Below are 16,773 nucleotides of genomic sequence, written 5' to 3'. Positions count from 1 at the left end.
ATTATTTATTAGTTGCCGCAAATTAGGATCTTCAGTACCACACAAAGAGGAGAAATTTAAAATATTAAGTGTTGCACCCTCGTCTTTATTTTTGTACAAAAAAGCTAGAAACCACTCTCATTCGCAGTGATTTTTAGCTTTCAAGTTTAAGTCATCATAGTCACAGATAAAATTAACAACCTCACGTAGCCTATAGGCGACAAGTTTGTTAATATTTACAATATAAATTGTTGATAACAAGAGTACTTAACATAATCATGTGATTTATTAAAAAGCACTTATTGTACCCCTTTTATCTTTCCACCAAATAATTATTAACCACGGAATTAGTGTGACAACAAATGTTAAACATAGCAAGGCTAAATCCTTAACAAAGGATTGTCTAGTTAACAAATCATTGACTGCACAAAAGATATAGTGAAAGGGAAACATTTTTTGCAAGTTAGTAAGCCATTTAGTGAAAGTATCTTGTTTAAATAATTCAAAAGGACTAATCACCATCATCATAATTAGCATTAAGAAAAAAGTTAACTCATCAAGCGTGTCTTCTTGCAAGAGCATTCCTAATGTAAAGCCGATCACACTACTATAAATACCAGCGCTACTTAATAGCAGCATACAAATAATCAATTTATCATCAAATTTTATCTTAGAGCAGCCAACACCGATAATAATATTCGCCATAATGATAATTAGATTCAGAATTAATTGCAGCAATACCTGATCAAACAAATAATGTCCCAGGGAATAAAATGATGTTTTATCTTTTAATGCATAATACTGCTTGCCCGTATTGATTCTTTTGCCAAAAGTTACAACTGAGTTGCCGACAATCCCCCACAAACAGGCAATTAAGAAAATTGCATAATTGATACCAGTGTAAGAAGGAATTGCATTCAGCATCAATATATACCAGCAAATCGGAATAATAATTGTAAACACTATGAAGCGAGGATTGTGCAAAATGTTTTTTAATTGTAGCCATTTAATCATTATTAGTCTCCTTGCCATCGTTAAAATGCCGGTACCACTGTTCAATTGTCTGATGATGCTGGTGAATTTCATCAACATTGACATTCTGAGCAATTTGCCCATCTTTGAGCAACACAACTCGAGAAAAATACTTATCAATCTGGTTAAAATCATGAGTTGTCGTTAAAACCGTGCTGTTAATATGATCCAGCTGCTGCCAAAAAAAATCGATTGTTTTTAAATCCATTCCAGCTGTCGGCTCATCGAATATAAAAAACTTACTCGGCTTAATCAAAGTTAACAAAAGAAGTAATCTGCGTTTTTGACCACCAGATAGCTTTTTAATAGCAAGTTTAGCCTGCTGCTTAAGATTAAATTTTTCGAGTAGTGCATCAATTTTCCACTCATCATAAACCTGATCGATTGCGGCTTCTAATTGCAGCTGTTCGGATACCCTTAGCGTGTCAATCAAAACATTTTTCTGAGGCATAATGCTTAAATCGGTCTTGGGATCATAAAACAATTCAACCTTACCACTATCTGGCTGCAACAATTGAGTAATTATTTTAATTAAGGTTGATTTGCCCGCACCATTACTGCCCAACAATGCAATACGGTCTCTCGTTGCAATCGTTAAGTTAACCTTCCTTAATACCGGATAGGCAAATGACTTATGCAAATCAGTAACTTTCAACAAAAGATCCCGTTTAGTTGATACACCTGCCAATAAATAATCCAGTGATACACCAAATATCTCGGCTAAGTTAATCAGCTTAGTAATATCCGGTTCAGTTTCTCCTAACTCCCACTTAGAAACGGATTGCCGCGAAACGTACAATTTTTGCGCCAAATCATTTTGGGATAATCTTTGTTTGCGTCTCAATTTATTTAATTGCTCAACAAAAATATTTTCCATCACAATCATCCTTTCAAATTTGTTAGCCTAATTATCTCCTAACCCTCCTTTTTGCCAAGCAAATTTGTGATGCGTAACTGACAACCTACAGTTGCCAAAGCTGCTACAAGTCTCGAAAAAATCCATTACACAAAAAAACGCTCAGATTAATATCCAGCGTTCTTTCAATCTTCAGAATATATTTTAAAAATTTGCCCAAATCAAATATCTATTAAATAAGATTCAAGTTCATTCAACACCTTGATAATTTTTTATAACCTGTATTAAACCATGGGCTAAAATATTTATTTTTGAATACACTTAATTGCATCGGCTAATTACCTTCAATTAACGAACCGACCGATACCTTCAACATCTTGTACTGACTGATTCAATCATTTAGTTGCAGGAAAAGATAAAATACCAAATTAAGCAAGTTTATATTTTGGCTTTTAATTAAATTTGATAAATAAACATTTTATTATGCAGTATATTCTATTCAACAAAATTTAAAAAGTGGGTTTTAGCTGCAATAAATATTTCATATAATACTCTATGTTGTATGCAAAGTTTCGGTAAACTCAATGCTTTTGCTATAATTAAAGTTGAATTGATAGCAAATTGTTTTGAGGGCAATCAGCTGTTTTACTTGAAAGAAGAGGGTGCTTATGGCACGAAATCTTTAGAAAGGTGTACATAACTGTGCGTTTATCATGCGCTAGAATTAGCGTTGACATTTGCCACGTTTATTATTGCCTTGTAGACTTATATCAATCTACTTTTTATTTTAAGTAAACTGATCTGTTTGGTTAAGCTTTAATTGTTTAACGATAAACCAATTCATAAATCCCTGTTCACGTTTCTCTAACTTAAACTCAAAATTATCAAATTCAACAGTTTCATTTTCTTTTAAATCGGGATAATGCTCCATCATATAACCACCAAGAGTAATAATATCACTATCTTGGAATCTCTTTAAATCACTTCTAAAGTAACGTGCAAAATCGTATAGAGTTGTTTTACCAGAAATATGAATGTTGCCATCTTTATCCTTAATAATATAATCGTCAGAAACGTCATCAATTTCATCCTTAACCGTTCCAAACAGTTCTTCATAGATATCTTTATCTGTTACAATTCCACTTGTCCCCCCGTACTCATCAACGACTAGAACAATTGGGGTATGCTTTTTAATCATCAAATGCAAAATATCCTGAATAGGCATCGATTCTGGAACAGTGATCATGGTTCGTATAATTCTAGTCACTGGGACTTGAGCATCAACTTGACTCTGCTGAATGACATCAAAAGCATAAATATAACCCACAACATCGTCTTTATTGTTTTCACGAACAACCGGTAATCTACTAAAGCCATCATTTAAATACATGTTTAAAGCATGTTTAATTGATTCAGTCGAATTGATCGCTAAGATTCTTGTACGATCTGTCATAATATCTTTAGCTATTTTATCGTTAAATTCAAATGCTCTTGTCATATAAGTAAGATCATTTTTATCCAGTGATCCACCATGAACAGCCTTGCGTGATAATTTAATAATTTCAGATTGTGAATAAATTTGATTTTCTTCATCAGCAGGTTCAAAACCTAATATTTTTAATAAACCATTAGAGCTTATATTAAGAAGCCAAACAAATGGATAAACCAAAGTATGAAAAAATTGTAGTGGTGAGGTAATTTCAAGTAAAATCTTAACCGGCATATCAATAGCAATATTTTTAGGTACTATCTCAGTGATAACAACTTCTAAATAGGTTAGCAAAATTAGACCTAAGATTGCACTGATAGACCGTAAAATCGAATAATTTACCTGCGTCAAATTTAATAGTCTTTCAAAAAGTGTCGCAAATGTATCTGCAGAAAACCACCCTAAAACAACTCCCACTAAAGTTGTACCGACCTGTGTTGTTGATAAATATTCATTCAAATTATGGGTCATGTGCAATGCACGCTTAATTTTACGACGGTTGCCCTCGTTATTTGCTAGCATATCCTCAAGCTGACTTGATCTGGTTTGAACCAAAGCAAACTCAGCTGCCACAAAAAACGCTGCAAAAGCAAAAATGACTAAAGTAGCTATCAAATTAATAACTATACGGGTATTGTTCAAAATTTATATCACCTTTTAATAAAACTTCTACCATATATCTTAACATCAATACCCCTGTTTTTATAAAAAATCCTCAAACTACTTAACCAATTTATAAATTTCCTCAAATGGCAATCGAGCAGGAATATATTTATCATCATTTACTTCAGCAGTATTATCTTTATATCCTAATCCAATAGCCATTCCAATTAACTCATCTTCGGAAATATGACCATACTTACGAACTAATTCTGGATACGATACCATTGAATGTGCTGGCATAACAGATAATCCTTCATTAATTGCCAACAACATTATACTCTGCGAGAAAATTCCCAAATCATAAACCGACCAGACAGGAGACGCCTTAGGAATAGTAACAAATACAACATCCTGAGCATTAAACATAGTATTATTAGCATTAGTAAATAAATCCATTTTATTATTAAAAAAGTATGGTTGTGATGCTCCTAAAGCTGCCATATTTTGACTAGGATATGGATCCCAATTAAGTGATAGCATTCGCGCAAAATCTTCATGTGGTTCAACTTTTAAATCAAGCTGTTTTTTTACTTCTTTCTTTAAGCCACTGAGGGCATTACCAGTCAATGTATATGCCTTCCAAGGTTGAGAGTTAAGCAGTGATGGTGATTGTTGTGCCCGCTCAATTATTTGAGCAATCATTTTTTCATTAACTTTACGATTAGTAAACTTTCGCGTTACTCGTTCATGATTATAAACGTCATTAAATTTCATTTTGCCTCAATTCCTTACACGTTAGCAGATTTTAGATTTCTACCGTGCTACCCAAAAAAGTTAATTCTAAGTGATAGTGCATCAATCTATTATACTAAATATATCTATTTTAATAATACGCAAAATTAAAAATGTAATCAATACACTTAGCTAAGTTTTTCACAATTAATTTGTTTGCCTCCATTTTAACAGAAATAATATTATGTGATCAAAATTTGATATATTAAAAAAGTTTGACTATAGATATAATCAAACATTTTTTTAAATCTTATACTGTCTTCGTAAATCTCGTTCTTGATCGCGCTTTTTGATAGTCTCACGCTTATCATATTTTTTCTTTCCTTGACCCACACCAATTAATACTTTAGCAAAACCATGCTTCAAATAAACTTTAAGTGGAATGATTGCAATTCCACGTTCGGCCTGCTGTTTTGCCAAACGAGTAAGCTCTTTTTTATGTAAAAGTAACCGTCTACTCCGAACCGGTTCATGATTATAACGATTCCCCTGTTCATATTCACTAATATGTACATTTTCTAAAAAGGCAGAACCTCTAATAATTTGAACATAACCATCACGTAAGTTGATCCGCCGTGCTCGTACTGATTTAATTTCAGTTCCAGTTAAGGCTATCCCTGCTTCAAACGTTTCTTTAATGAAATAATCATGATGTGCTTTTTTATTTTGAGTAATTAAATTGTCATTTTTTTCGTTTTTCAATTTTCTAACCTAATGCTTATATTTACTAAAATGAGGATGATTAGTATTTTGATGAAAATTGCTTCGATTGCTATTACGCCGACCACGATCATTGTTAAATTTACGTTTATTACCCCCATGATCATTTTTTGAATGTATCTTTTGGGACGAATTAGGGTCATAAATTTCAAAATCTAGCTGATGTTGATCAACATTGGCATTGATTAATGTAACTTTTATTGGCATCCCCACGTGATATTGCTTATGAGTTCCCCGCCCCGTCAAAGTCATATTCTTTTCATTAAAACTATAAAAATCATCGTTTAAATTTGAAATATGTATCAGACCTTCAACTGTGTTAGGTAACTGTATAAACATTCCAAAGCTTGTCACTGAAGAAACCACTGCCTCGAAATGTTGACCAACCTGATCAGCCATATATTCAGTCATTTTTAAATCATTAACTTCACGCTCAGTATCAATTGACACCCGTTCTTGTGTTGAAGTTTGATCAGCGACGTCAGGCAAGTAATTAGCAAAATGGTCTTGAACATCCTTACTCAATCCTTGTTCACTGTAAAAATGTATCATTCGATGAACCATTAAATCAGAATAACGCCTAATTGGCGAAGTAAAGTGTGTATAAAACTGTGCTGCTAATCCAAAATGACCAAGTGGCTCTTCAGAATAATGTGCTTGTTTCAGACTACGTAACATCATCATTTGAACAACTGCTTCTTCTGGTGTACCTATTGTTTTAGTAACCACTTTTTGTAAGTCAATTGGTTTAACATGATTAGGATCAGCTGTAATATTCAGCCCAAATGCACTACAAAATTCAAAAAAGCTCTTAATTCTTTCACCATCAGGCGTTTCATGAACACGATAGAGAAATGGCACATGTTTTTTATAAAAATCTTCAGCAACCGTTTCATTGGCCATCAACATAAATGATTCAATCATTTTCTCAGCTGTTCCCCGATCATGAAGAACAATATCTAAGGGTTTACCATTCTTATCAACAACTATTTTAGCTTCTGGCTCCTCAAAATCGATTGCCCCACGTTGATGTCTCTTTTGATAAAGCACATTATGTAATTCTGCCATTTCTTGCAACATTGGTGCAAGGTCTTGATATTTTTTCTCCAGTACCTCGTGGTTTTCTGGGTCCAAAACCTTGTTAACATTCTTATAAGTCATCCTGCCATGTGAGCGCATAACTGACGGATGAATTTGATAATTTACTCGGTCACCTTTTGGTGTGATTTCCATTTCACACGATAAAACTAACCGATCTACACCTTCGTTTAAAGAACAAATTCCATTAGATAGTCGAAACGGTAACATTGGAATTACCCGGTCAACAAGATAAGTACTATTACCCCGTGTAAAGGCTTCTTTGTCAAGTGGTGTATTTTCCCGAACATAGTGTGCTACATCAGCAATGTGTACTCCAAGATGATAATTACCGTTAGGCAATTTCCACAAAACGACCGCATCATCAAAATCTTTAGAATCATCCCCATCAATTGTCACTGTTGGTTGATTTCTAATATCTTCACGGTTAACCATTTCACTTTCAGTAACGTGATCTGGAATTTCATTAGCTTGTAATTGGGCTTCCTCATCCCATTCAGTTTTAACATCATGATCAGCAACAATTGCCATAATGTCAACACCGGGCATATTTTTATTACCAACAATTCCAATGACTGCTCCCACCATTGCATCAGGATTATCTGCATTTGGATAATCGCTGACTGTTACTTTAACAATATCCTTTGGTTGGGGATGTAAACCATTCTCACCCACGTACACACGATAATTAGTTAATTTTTTATTCGTACTTGAAACATAACCAATGAAGTGGCTAACTTTAACTTGAGCATCTGTTAAAGCATAAAATTCACCAACTAAGGTCTTAAGCCCATGTTCGATAATTGCCTCAACCTGTCCTTCAGGACCTTTGCCATTCCAAGGATTGCCCCCAGCTGTAATTTTAACTCTAACTTGGTCGCCATCAATTGCGTAGTTAGTGTAATCTCTTGAAATAAAAATATCATCTGTATCCTCATCATCAAGTTTAACAAAGCCAAATCCCTTACTATTAGCCTTAAAAGTTCCTTCTACAATGATATTTTCTTGAGCTAATTGATAGTGTCCATGACCATCAGTAATAATTTTCTTTTCCTGTTCCAAAAAAGATAGAGCCTTAACAATGTCAGAAAATCCCCCTAAACGATCACGTCGCAGAAGACGTTCAATTTGTTCTACTTGATATTGTTTTTTAGGATTATGGCGAAAGATTTCTAAAACATTAGCTAAAATTTTCTCATTTTGTGCCATGCACTAAATCTCCATTTCTTATAAATAGATAAAAAAAGTCCTCCCATCACTTGATCGGGAGGAACTGAAACTTACTTTGAAGACAAATAAGCTAATACAATAGCAAAAGCGAAAAAGAGAACCAGTAAAACGGCCGTCACCTTTTCCATAAATGCCTCAAAACCACGTTTTTTCGTTTGGCCACTAAAAACTGCACCGCCAGATAAGGCGTTCAATGCATCTTGCTGCTTTTGCGGCTGCATCATTGTCACAATAACAATTAAGATTGAAACAATAATTAGTAGCGTCATAAATAAGTTATACAATACGCTGCCTCCAATATACAGATACGATTACTGATAAATTTTAACACAAAATATATATTATTTCGAGTTTTATTTTTCTAACTCTGGCGCATTAGTTTTAAACATCTTTTGTGTCGTTTTTTTATGGTGACGATACCACAGCGATGTCTTATCTTTAGAATATAAATTTTTTAGCGCCACTTCTTCATTATAATCATAATCATGCGATTTAACCCGTTTAAACCACTTGGGTTTATAAAAACGCAACAAGTTTCCAGTAATTACACGATCTGACAAAGACAATTGTGTCGTTACTTTGTTTGAAAGCGCAATTAGCTTTTTCTTTAATTTGGAATCAGGGTTAACAATTTCATCACCTGTTTTTGTGTAAAAATAGGCACTGCCAACTTTAGCATATTGCGGAGTAATAAAATCACCATTTCGTTGAGCTACTATTTGCGGGGCTTCAGAACTAAGTAAATCATGACCAAATTGAATTGTGGAGTAATTACTAATTCCTAATAAATTGAGCAGCGTTGGTAAAACATCTATTTCTCCACCATAAGTTTTACTAATCCCTCCTTTCAAACCCTTCATATGAAACATCAAAGGTACACGTTGAAACTTTAAATTATCAAAATTGTTAAATTCATCTTGACCTAGTAATTCTGCACTAGCCTTATGATGATTACCCGAAATACCATAATGATCACCATACAATACTAGAAGTGTGTTTTTATCAAGCCCCGTTTTCTTTAACCAACTGAGAAGTTCGCCAATTGCTTGATCCAAATAATGTGCGGTTTGCACATATCCATCAACTGTTTCATCACCTGTATCAGTACGTGTAATTGTTTGATTCTTTTTATCTAAATCATATGGGTAGTGGTTTGTCACAGTAATCAACTTAAGATAAAAGGGTTGTGGTAAATGTTCTATATATTTAATTGATTGAGAAAAGAAAATTTTGTCCTTTAAACCGTAACCAATATAATATTTAGGTTTATTTTCATAATATGAAAGTGGCATAAAATATTGATAACCAAACTGCTTGTAAGCATTATTACGATTCCAAAACGAACCGGCACCACCATGCATTACTGCTGTTGTATAACCTGATTTTTGTTGAAGAATCGCTGGAGCACTTTCAAACGTATTAGAAGTACCATAACTTGACATAGCCGAGCCGGATTGTAAACCATACAGCGAGTTTTCCAACATCATTTCAGCATCAGATGTCTTACCTTGCCCTACTTGATTATAAAAATTTGCAAAACTTAGCGTACTTTTGGAGTGGTATAATCTATTCAGATTAGGGGTTACTTCTTTACCTTTCCACTTATAGCCAATCAAAAACTGTTGAAAACTTTCAAGGTGAATAACTAGAACATTTTTACCTTTTGCAACTCCAGTGTATTCTGCATTTGGCTTAATGTAGTTTATTTTTAAGTATTTTTTTACTGAACGCAAATCTGAAACGTTTGCCTTTGCCATTTGTTCACTAGTTTGAGCTGTTTTAAAACCATCATATACCGCATATTCGTTAATACCGAGGTACTTAACAATATAGCTATTATCAAAAGTTCTCGTTAGTAATCCTGAGCGATCTTTTTGTGCCATCAACAAGTTAATTCCAATTAATACTATAGCTAAACTTTCGACTAACAAATTAAACTTGACTTTTAATGGTCGTAAATCGTAGTGGATAATCTTACTACATAAAAGAGCAAAAATTGCCACAACATCCAAAAAAGATAGAAAATCAGTCGCATGTGTAATTCCCACTATGCTCTTACCTAAATTATCAGCTGTTGAACCAGAAGTTTTAATAATTGAAAATGATAAAAAATTAGAAAATTCGCGATAATACAAAATATTTGCAAATAGCCATAAACTTAACAAAAAATCAATTATAAGAATAATCCAATATGACTTACGTCCCTTAAAGAACAGCCCTATTCCTAATAGAAGTATTCCCGTTGGAAGAGGATTAAGTAATAAAAGGAAATTTTGCATTGACCCGACTGCACCCAAATTAAATTTGGTTAAGTATATTACGTAAGATTTTATCCAAAATGATATTAAAACAATGGTAAAAAAGCCTAATTTGTTTTTGGTTAACCATTGTATAAAAGACTTAGTCCGTGCCATCCTTTTATCTCCCCATCTTGCTAAGATACTACATCAAGTAAAATTAATCATTTTATTGATCTACGACCCTTTTGGGTTTAAATATCCATCCCCAAATCCCGAGAATCATTCCAAAAAAATACGTAACAAATCGCCAAAGAAACATTCCCACAATTAGCGATTCTTTAGAACTAACAAAACTTGCAAAAAGCTTTTGAAAGCTATATTCTGCTCCTCCCGATGCTCCTGGAATTGGGACAACTGCCATTAACATAGTAATCATAATATTCATTTGGGTCACATTGATCCAATCTGCTGAAATATTAAGTGCTACCAAAATCATGAAAGGAATTGAATAAAAGCAAAGTAGCTGTAATATCGTCAACCCACAACACAAAAGTAATTTCTTTTTTTCTTTTTTTAATTTTTGACTTTCTTGATAAAAAGAATCAATTTTGGCCATAACATTTTTTTGCCAACTTGCGACGCGTTTAGCATCAACAAATTTTGCCAAAAAAGTCATTAACACATTGGTAACCTTTTTGGTCCACGTATACGCAAAAAGTGTTGCCAATAAAAAAGCAATAGAACTAATATGAATTAAAAAACCAATTGCAATTAAAAGGGCTAGCCCGGCAAATTTAGTCGCTACCATCTGAAACCCAGTAATAATAGTCACTACATAAGCGAAAAAAACCACAACCTGATAAATAATAAACTTCATCACTAATAAAGAGGTAGCACGCCCGCCTTCAATACCCATTTGGATCATTGCAGCTAATTGCGACGGTTGACCACCAGTTGACATTGGGGTTATTGCATTAAATAAAGCTTGAATAATTGGAATTCTAAAAAATGCCCACTTTGAACGCTGTGGTTCATTTTGACTTTTTGCTAAAACTGCTAAAGTAGTTGCTTCAAACAAGTAAGAAGCAAGCATCAGGCCAAATACCAATAGTAAACCAACTGGATTAATATTTTGAGCAACATGTTGTAATTGTCTAATTGGAATATTGCGTAAATCAAAATATAAAACCCCAGCACTGATCGATAAGACAATAATAATTCCCCACAGATATTTTTTATTCATCAGCGAATCTGTCCCAATTTGCGACCAAGTTCATACTGTTCATGATAAAAATCACTCCAAATTCGAGCCAAATTATCTTCTGAATATTTCTCACTAGCCATATTAGATAAATTACTATATTTATTCAAAAGCGTCTTATCATTGGCAACCTGACGCAATCGCGCGTTCATCTCAGAAAAATCATTACCCTTTAAATAATATCCGCTGATAATTGCTTTGTATAACTCAAGGTCACGAAGCAAGACAGGTGTTCCGCAACTAAAAGCTTCCAAAACGGACATTGGAAATAATTCATCAAATGATGGCAAGACAAAGAGGTCAGCAATATTTAAGTAATCCACCAATTGTTCACGATCAATAATCCCTGTAAACTTTAAGTTCTTCGGCGGATGATCAACCAATTTTTTAAAGTGATCATAGCCGTCAGTAATTTTACCAAAGGAAAATCCACCAGCCCAAATAAACTGCATTTCAGGATTGGCCTGAGCCATTCGCGCAAAGTCATCAACACCTTTACGTTCCTGAACTTGACCATCACCAAAAACCACAAATTTATCTAATGGTATTTTTAATTGATGACGAAAGGCATTCTTTTTTTCTTGGCTTTCAATATAAAATTCACTTTTTGCAACAAAATTGGGAATATACTGAACATTTTCACGTTTAATTCCATATTTGACTAATTTATCAATAAAAATTGGATTAACTACAACGATCTGATCCATTCGTTTATAGAAATTAATCACATAATTGTAAAAAATATTCTTGGCACATGAAGGTAATTTAACTGAACCCTCAAGTGTTTCTGGTAAAAAGTGAACGTAACCAATTTTGCGGCCACGAGCGGGTGAAAAACTATTAACGAAATAAGTGGGATTAATCGTGTGATAATGAGTCAAATCACTCTCACCATACTTATTATTTGTTACATAAAACTGATCCACTAAGCGCTTTCTAAGCAGACTAATAAGTTCGTTATAAGCAGAGCCCACACCTTGACCTTTAACAGAAGCAGCCTGTGAAAACATATTAATTCTAATCATTGCTATCCTCTTTGAGATTTACTTGGTAGTTTTTAATTACGTCTTTATAAAATTGGTGAACCTCACTTCCAAATCGTTTGGCGGAAATTTGTTCAAGTTTTTTAGATAATTTCTTTTCTGGAATTTTTATGGGATCTTCCCTAAGATATGACAATATCTCATCCCTCATTTGATCAGGACGTGTAAAAACCTGTCCAAAATCCTTATCATCAAACACGTGCTCTGTGTAATCTGTATCATAAACAACACATTTAGTTCCAGCAGCCAAAGCTTCTATATAGGTTAAACCTTGTGTTTCTGTATCACTAGCCGAAATGAATAGATCGGCCATTTTATAAAAGGCACCTACATCTTCATGTAAAACATCTCCAGCAAAAATTACATTATCCTCAAGCGTTAATCGTTCTACTTGCTCATTCAAAGTTTCCACATCAGGACCATCTCCAGCAATCACCAAACGCAGCTGAGGAAATTCATCGATGATTTCTGGCATCACATTTAAAATCCGGTCAATCTTTTTTTCTCCAGCAATTCGGCTTAACGTTAATAAAACGGGGGCATTGTCCGCTATTCCCAATTCATGACGAACATTGCGGTTAACTGGCGTATTAAGGCTTTTAATATCAACTCCAGTAGGAATAATTTTTAGTGGAATAGAAACTTTATACCGTCGTAAAAGCTCCTCAACGCGCTTACTAGGAGCAATTACACCATCCATACTTTTAAGAAAGACATTCGTAAACTGCTTAACATGGTAAGGCCGCAACAAATGACCATTTAACACGTAGTGTAAATAATCTTCATACATTGTGTGATATGTATGAATTGCTGGGATTTTTAGTTGGTGTGCAACATATTTGCCAATCATTCCTAATGCAAATTCTGTCTGTGTATGAACGATATCCAGTTTAACCTCTCGGGCAACTTTTGTTGCCTCAAAAAAGCCTCGATAAGCAACTCGGCGATCTGTAAACGAAATAAATGGCATGCTACTAAAACGAAAAACATTTGCCTCGACTGTCCCTTTAGCTACGTGTGGATCAGTTGTTGTAAAAATAAATACATTATGGCCTTGTTCTTCAAGGGCATCCTTCAGCGTCTTGATAGAAGTGGCCACACCACTAATCTGTGGAAAATATGTATCGGTAAAAATACCAATATTCATTTGAATACCTCCGTATAAAGGTATTATAAAGATTCCACATAACATGTGCAATTTTTATAAAGAAAAATTTATAAACAAAAACAGCTCCATAGGGAGCTGTTAAAAATAGCGGTGATCGGGGTCGAACCGATACGTCCTAAACGGACACCAGATTTTGAGTCTGGCGCGTCTGCCAATTCCGCCACACCGCCATCGTCTAATATTATTAACTAATAGTTCAATGACTGAACCTTAAGGCGGGGATCGGATTTGAACCGACGATTAAGGTTTTGCAGACCTCTGCCTTACCACTTGGCTACACCGCCATTGAATATTTTATTAATAGATTGGGATAGCTGGATTCGAACCAGCGCATAATAGAGTCAAAGTCTAGTGCCTTACCACTTGGCTATATCCCAATGCTAGGGCGGAATATGGGATTCGAACCCATGTATGCCGGATCCACAAACCGGTGTGTTAACCCCTTCACCAATTCCGCCATGAAGTTAAACAGGGATAGTAGGAATTGAACCCACACTAGCGGTTTTGGAGACCGATGTACTACCTTTATACGATATCCCTATTATGGAGGAGGGTGGATTCGAACCGCCGAACTCAGAGAGAGCGGTTTTACAGACCGCCGCGTTTAGCCACTTCGCTACTCCTCCAGGCTGATGGCGCGGGACGGAATCGAACCGCCGACACAAGGAGCTTCAATCCTTTGCTCTACCGACTGAGCTACCGAGCCATCTTACGGTCCATATCAGATTTGAACTGATGATCTTCTCCGTGACAGGGAGACGAGATAAACCACTGCTCCAATGGACCATATTGCGGGAGGTGGATTTGAACCACCGACCTTCGGGTTATGAGCCCGACGAGCTACCATACTGCTCCATCCCGCGATGTTATTAAAGGAGGATGTGGGATTTGAACCCACGCACGGCAAGACCGTCTAACGGTTTTCAAAACCGTCCCCTTAAGCCACTTGGGTAATCCTCCAAATGTAAATGTACCAACTTAATGGTAATGACCCGTACGGGATTTGAACCCATGTTACCGCCGTGAAAGGGCGATGTCTTAACCACTTGACCAACGGGTCATGTTCGTTATTATTAACGTCACATGACGCTTAATTATAATACCTAACTTAGCTGAATTTGTCAACTACTTTTTATTCCTGATTTCAACGCTTAACTGCTTTTTTAAATCAACAACGTTATTTATAATACAGGAATAATTTGAATCTTGCAAGAGGTTTTCACAAAAAAGTTAACTTTTTTTATTTTACATAAAAATAATGTAGCAATAACGTCTCTTATAAAGTTTATAACATATAAAACCTCAATTTTTTAACTTTTCTGCTAATGATTAATATCCCGATAGCTATACCACAGAATATTAATAACTAACTTCAACAGGATCATTGAACTGGATACCTTATCTCCTAAGTTAAAATAGGTTTTAGAATCAAAACTAGCAATTTGCCAAAATTATTATTGTGTAAAAAAAGGCACAAACAAAAAAGCAACTTAAGTTACAATATTGTTGTGATAAAATGAAAACATTTGAAATACAACCTGTCGTTGGGATATAAAGCAATAATGGCAACATGAAAGACAGATTGTTAGCTAAAGATAAACTTAGAAATAAACTTTAGAATAAAAAACAATTATCTTACTTTCTCAAAGAATTAAATTAAGAACAAAAAAAGACTATTAAAGAATAAGCTTAATAGTCTTTTTTGTTCTTAACGGAGACTGAGGGATTCGAACTCTCGCACCGGAATAACCCGATCTACACCCTTAGCAGGGGCGCCTCTTCAGCCACTTGAGTAAGTCTCCATAAATATATATGGGCCTAAATGGACTTGAACCATCGACCTCACGCTTATCAGGCGTGCGCTCTAACCAGCTGAGCTATAGGCCCCCTATAAAGCGGGTAACGAGAATCGGACTCGCGACTAAAGCTTGGAAGGCTTTCGTTTTACCACTAAACCATACCCGCACTTAAACTAAAATGGCGCGGGACGGAATCGAACCGCCGACACAAGGAGCTTCAATCCTTTGCTCTACCGACTGAGCTACCGAGCCATCTTACGGTCCATATCAGATTTGAACTGATGATCTTCTCCGTGACAGGGAGACGAGATAAACCACTGCTCCAATGGACCATATTGCGGGAGGTGGATTTGAACCACCGACCTTCGGGTTATGAGCCCGACGAGCTACCATACTGCTCCATCCCGCGATGTTATTATTAAATAAATGTACAAAACCTACATTGGTTATGGACCTTGTAGGACTCGAACCTACGACAGGACGGTTATGAGCCGTCTGCTCTAACCAACTGAGCTAAAGGTCCAAGCTCTAGCGAATAGCGGCGGGGGGGATCGAACCCTCGACCTCCCGGGTATGAACCGGACGCTCTAGCCAGCTGAGCTACACCGCCAACAAATGTAACCATAAGATATAAAGATTACAAATCGGGAAGACAGGATTCGAACCTGCGACCCCCTGGTCCCAAACCAGGTGCTCTACCAAACTGAGCCACTTCCCGTAAATATGCGCCCTGAAGGATTTGAACCTTCAACCTTCTGATTCGTAGTCAGACACTCTATCCAGTTGCGCTAAGGGCGCATCATTAAATGCCGAGGACCGGAGTCGAACCGGTACGGTTGAAACCAACCGCGGGATTTTAAGTCCCGTGCGTCTGCCAATTCCGCCACCCCGGCAAGTAATGAAAGCGGAAGACGGGATTCGAACCCGCGACCCCCACCATGGCAAGGTGATGTTCTACCACTGAACTACTTCCGCGTAACTATGTATGCCGATTATACGATTTGAACGTACGACCCCCTGTTTACAAGACAGATGCTCTACCAACTGAGCTAAATCGGCATGATGTAAATATGGTATAAATATTGGCGAATACGGGTGGTGGGACTTGAACCCACACGTCCGAGAACACTAGAACCTAAATCTAGCGCGTCTGCCAATTCCGCCACACCCGCAAAATGGGGTCATGAGTCGTGACGGGCTTGAACCGTCGACCCTCTGATTAAAAGTCAGATGCTCTACCGACTGAGCTAACGACTCGGTATGGAGGATACAGGGCTCGAACCTGTGACCTCCTGCTTGTAAGGCAGATGCTCTCCCAGCTGAGCTAATCCTCCATAAGCACGGCAGCTTCCTACCCTCGCAGGCAGTCTCCCACCAACTACTCTCGGCGTTAAGAAGCTTAACTGCTGTGTTCGGCATGGTTACAGGTGTTTCCTTCTTGCTTTTGCCACCGTACTTTCTCT

11 protein-coding genes, 27 tRNA genes and 1 rRNA gene are annotated in these 16,773 nt (G+C 36.1%); all 39 read right to left on the bottom strand.

The annotated features are described in order from the left end of the window. Positions 1 to 267 precede the first annotated feature (267 nt). The 39 genes from F5ESL0228_RS01915 to rrf all read right to left on the bottom strand — a co-directional run bounded on the left by F5ESL0228_RS01915 (position 268) and on the right by rrf (position 16,765). Complete coding sequence (locus tag F5ESL0228_RS01915; protein WP_122022682.1) at positions 268 to 993, bottom strand: hypothetical protein; 726 nt, start codon at positions 991 to 993, stop codon at positions 268 to 270. Beyond that, the gene (locus F5ESL0228_RS01910) at positions 986 to 1,888 is read right to left on the bottom strand and encodes an XRE family transcriptional regulator (protein WP_122022851.1); all 903 of its coding nucleotides are present in this window, start codon (positions 1,886 to 1,888) and stop codon (positions 986 to 988) included. The genes F5ESL0228_RS01915 and F5ESL0228_RS01910 overlap by 8 nt, the downstream gene beginning before the upstream one ends. A 766-nt stretch (positions 1,889 to 2,654) precedes the next feature. Further along, positions 2,655 to 3,998 (bottom strand): hemolysin family protein, encoded by a 1,344-nt coding sequence (locus tag F5ESL0228_RS01905; protein WP_122022681.1) that lies wholly within the window; start codon positions 3,996 to 3,998, stop codon positions 2,655 to 2,657. Positions 3,999 to 4,076: 78 nt separating this feature from the next. After that, positions 4,077 to 4,733 carry a nitroreductase gene (locus tag F5ESL0228_RS01900; RefSeq protein ID WP_122017837.1) on the bottom strand — a complete coding sequence of 219 codons (657 nt, stop codon included), beginning with the start codon at positions 4,731 to 4,733 and terminating at the stop codon, positions 4,077 to 4,079. 261 nt (positions 4,734 to 4,994) lie between these two features. Continuing rightward, positions 4,995 to 5,453: an SsrA-binding protein SmpB gene (gene smpB / locus F5ESL0228_RS01895; RefSeq protein ID WP_122017836.1), complete on the bottom strand. Its 459-nt coding sequence runs from the start codon at positions 5,451 to 5,453 to the stop codon at positions 4,995 to 4,997. Positions 5,454 to 5,462: 9 nt separating this feature from the next. Next, positions 5,463 to 7,778: a ribonuclease R gene (gene rnr, locus F5ESL0228_RS01890; protein WP_122022680.1), complete on the bottom strand. Its 2,316-nt coding sequence runs from the start codon at positions 7,776 to 7,778 to the stop codon at positions 5,463 to 5,465. 71 nt (positions 7,779 to 7,849) lie between these two features. Beyond that, positions 7,850 to 8,083: a preprotein translocase subunit SecG gene (gene secG, locus F5ESL0228_RS01885; protein WP_122017834.1), complete on the bottom strand. Its 234-nt coding sequence runs from the start codon at positions 8,081 to 8,083 to the stop codon at positions 7,850 to 7,852. 69 nt (positions 8,084 to 8,152) lie between these two features. Continuing rightward, complete coding sequence (locus F5ESL0228_RS01880; protein WP_122022679.1) at positions 8,153 to 10,213, bottom strand: LTA synthase family protein; 2,061 nt, start codon at positions 10,211 to 10,213, stop codon at positions 8,153 to 8,155. Between the two features lie 52 nt (positions 10,214 to 10,265). Next, a complete protein-coding gene (locus tag F5ESL0228_RS01875; RefSeq protein ID WP_122022678.1) occupies positions 10,266 to 11,282 on the bottom strand; it encodes a lysylphosphatidylglycerol synthase transmembrane domain-containing protein in 1,017 nt (338 codons plus the stop codon). Continuing rightward, on the bottom strand, positions 11,282 to 12,325 hold the full coding sequence (locus F5ESL0228_RS01870; protein WP_122022677.1) for a glycosyltransferase family 4 protein: 1,044 nt from the start codon (positions 12,323 to 12,325) through the stop codon (positions 11,282 to 11,284). Before F5ESL0228_RS01870 ends, F5ESL0228_RS01875 begins: the two co-directional genes overlap by 1 nt. Beyond that, a complete protein-coding gene (locus tag F5ESL0228_RS01865) occupies positions 12,318 to 13,490 on the bottom strand; it encodes a glycosyltransferase family 4 protein (RefSeq protein WP_122022676.1) in 1,173 nt (390 codons plus the stop codon). The genes F5ESL0228_RS01870 and F5ESL0228_RS01865 overlap by 8 nt, the downstream gene beginning before the upstream one ends. A 106-nt stretch (positions 13,491 to 13,596) precedes the next feature. Further along, positions 13,597 to 13,681 (bottom strand) — tRNA-Leu (locus F5ESL0228_RS01860). A 43-nt stretch (positions 13,682 to 13,724) separates the two neighbouring features. Continuing rightward, positions 13,725 to 13,795: transfer RNA gene (locus F5ESL0228_RS01855), tRNA-Cys, on the bottom strand. A gap of 21 nt (positions 13,796 to 13,816) precedes the next feature. Continuing rightward, positions 13,817 to 13,888: transfer RNA gene (locus F5ESL0228_RS01850), tRNA-Gln, on the bottom strand. Between the two features lie 7 nt (positions 13,889 to 13,895). Beyond that, a tRNA-His gene (locus F5ESL0228_RS01845) sits at positions 13,896 to 13,968 on the bottom strand. 12 nt (positions 13,969 to 13,980) lie between these two features. Continuing rightward, positions 13,981 to 14,051 (bottom strand) — tRNA-Trp (locus F5ESL0228_RS01840). Positions 14,052 to 14,055: 4 nt separating this feature from the next. Further along, positions 14,056 to 14,137: transfer RNA gene (locus F5ESL0228_RS01835), tRNA-Tyr, on the bottom strand. A 7-nt stretch (positions 14,138 to 14,144) separates the two neighbouring features. Then, positions 14,145 to 14,217 (bottom strand) — tRNA-Phe (locus F5ESL0228_RS01830). A 6-nt stretch (positions 14,218 to 14,223) separates the two neighbouring features. Beyond that, positions 14,224 to 14,297, bottom strand: a tRNA-Asp gene (locus F5ESL0228_RS01825). Positions 14,298 to 14,300: 3 nt separating this feature from the next. Further along, positions 14,301 to 14,374: transfer RNA gene (locus F5ESL0228_RS01820), tRNA-Met, on the bottom strand. 10 nt (positions 14,375 to 14,384) lie between these two features. Further along, a tRNA-Ser gene (locus F5ESL0228_RS01815) sits at positions 14,385 to 14,471 on the bottom strand. Between the two features lie 28 nt (positions 14,472 to 14,499). After that, positions 14,500 to 14,571 (bottom strand) — tRNA-Glu (locus F5ESL0228_RS01810). Positions 14,572 to 15,223: 652 nt separating this feature from the next. Beyond that, positions 15,224 to 15,313 (bottom strand) — tRNA-Ser (locus F5ESL0228_RS01805). Between the two features lie 11 nt (positions 15,314 to 15,324). After that, positions 15,325 to 15,398, bottom strand: a tRNA-Ile gene (locus tag F5ESL0228_RS01800). A 7-nt stretch (positions 15,399 to 15,405) separates the two neighbouring features. Further along, a tRNA-Gly gene (locus F5ESL0228_RS01795) sits at positions 15,406 to 15,476 on the bottom strand. A 13-nt stretch (positions 15,477 to 15,489) separates the two neighbouring features. Then, positions 15,490 to 15,562: transfer RNA gene (locus F5ESL0228_RS01790), tRNA-Phe, on the bottom strand. A gap of 6 nt (positions 15,563 to 15,568) precedes the next feature. Further along, a tRNA-Asp gene (locus F5ESL0228_RS01785) sits at positions 15,569 to 15,642 on the bottom strand. A gap of 3 nt (positions 15,643 to 15,645) precedes the next feature. Continuing rightward, positions 15,646 to 15,719 (bottom strand) — tRNA-Met (locus tag F5ESL0228_RS01780). A gap of 40 nt (positions 15,720 to 15,759) precedes the next feature. Further along, positions 15,760 to 15,833, bottom strand: a tRNA-Ile gene (locus F5ESL0228_RS01775). A 13-nt stretch (positions 15,834 to 15,846) separates the two neighbouring features. Further along, positions 15,847 to 15,920 (bottom strand) — tRNA-Met (locus F5ESL0228_RS01770). A gap of 34 nt (positions 15,921 to 15,954) precedes the next feature. Next, a tRNA-Pro gene (locus F5ESL0228_RS01765) sits at positions 15,955 to 16,028 on the bottom strand. Between the two features lie 6 nt (positions 16,029 to 16,034). Further along, a tRNA-Arg gene (locus F5ESL0228_RS01760) sits at positions 16,035 to 16,108 on the bottom strand. A gap of 9 nt (positions 16,109 to 16,117) precedes the next feature. Then, positions 16,118 to 16,203 (bottom strand) — tRNA-Leu (locus tag F5ESL0228_RS01755). Between the two features lie 10 nt (positions 16,204 to 16,213). Continuing rightward, a tRNA-Gly gene (locus F5ESL0228_RS01750) sits at positions 16,214 to 16,285 on the bottom strand. Positions 16,286 to 16,296: 11 nt separating this feature from the next. After that, positions 16,297 to 16,369: transfer RNA gene (locus F5ESL0228_RS01745), tRNA-Thr, on the bottom strand. Between the two features lie 31 nt (positions 16,370 to 16,400). After that, positions 16,401 to 16,482 (bottom strand) — tRNA-Leu (locus F5ESL0228_RS01740). Between the two features lie 12 nt (positions 16,483 to 16,494). Further along, positions 16,495 to 16,567 (bottom strand) — tRNA-Lys (locus F5ESL0228_RS01735). Between the two features lie 4 nt (positions 16,568 to 16,571). Further along, a tRNA-Val gene (locus F5ESL0228_RS01730) sits at positions 16,572 to 16,644 on the bottom strand. Between the two features lie 4 nt (positions 16,645 to 16,648). Beyond that, positions 16,649 to 16,765: ribosomal RNA gene (rrf, locus tag F5ESL0228_RS01725) — 5S ribosomal RNA — on the bottom strand. Between the last annotated feature and the right edge of the window lie 8 nt (positions 16,766 to 16,773).

The sequence above is a fragment of the Lactobacillus sp. ESL0228 genome (assembly GCF_003692825.1).
In the GTDB taxonomy this organism is placed as follows: Bacteria; Bacillota; Bacilli; order Lactobacillales; family Lactobacillaceae; genus Lactobacillus.
Note: the sequence above shows the minus strand (reverse complement) of the source record. Positions and strands in the feature narration are given on the sequence as shown.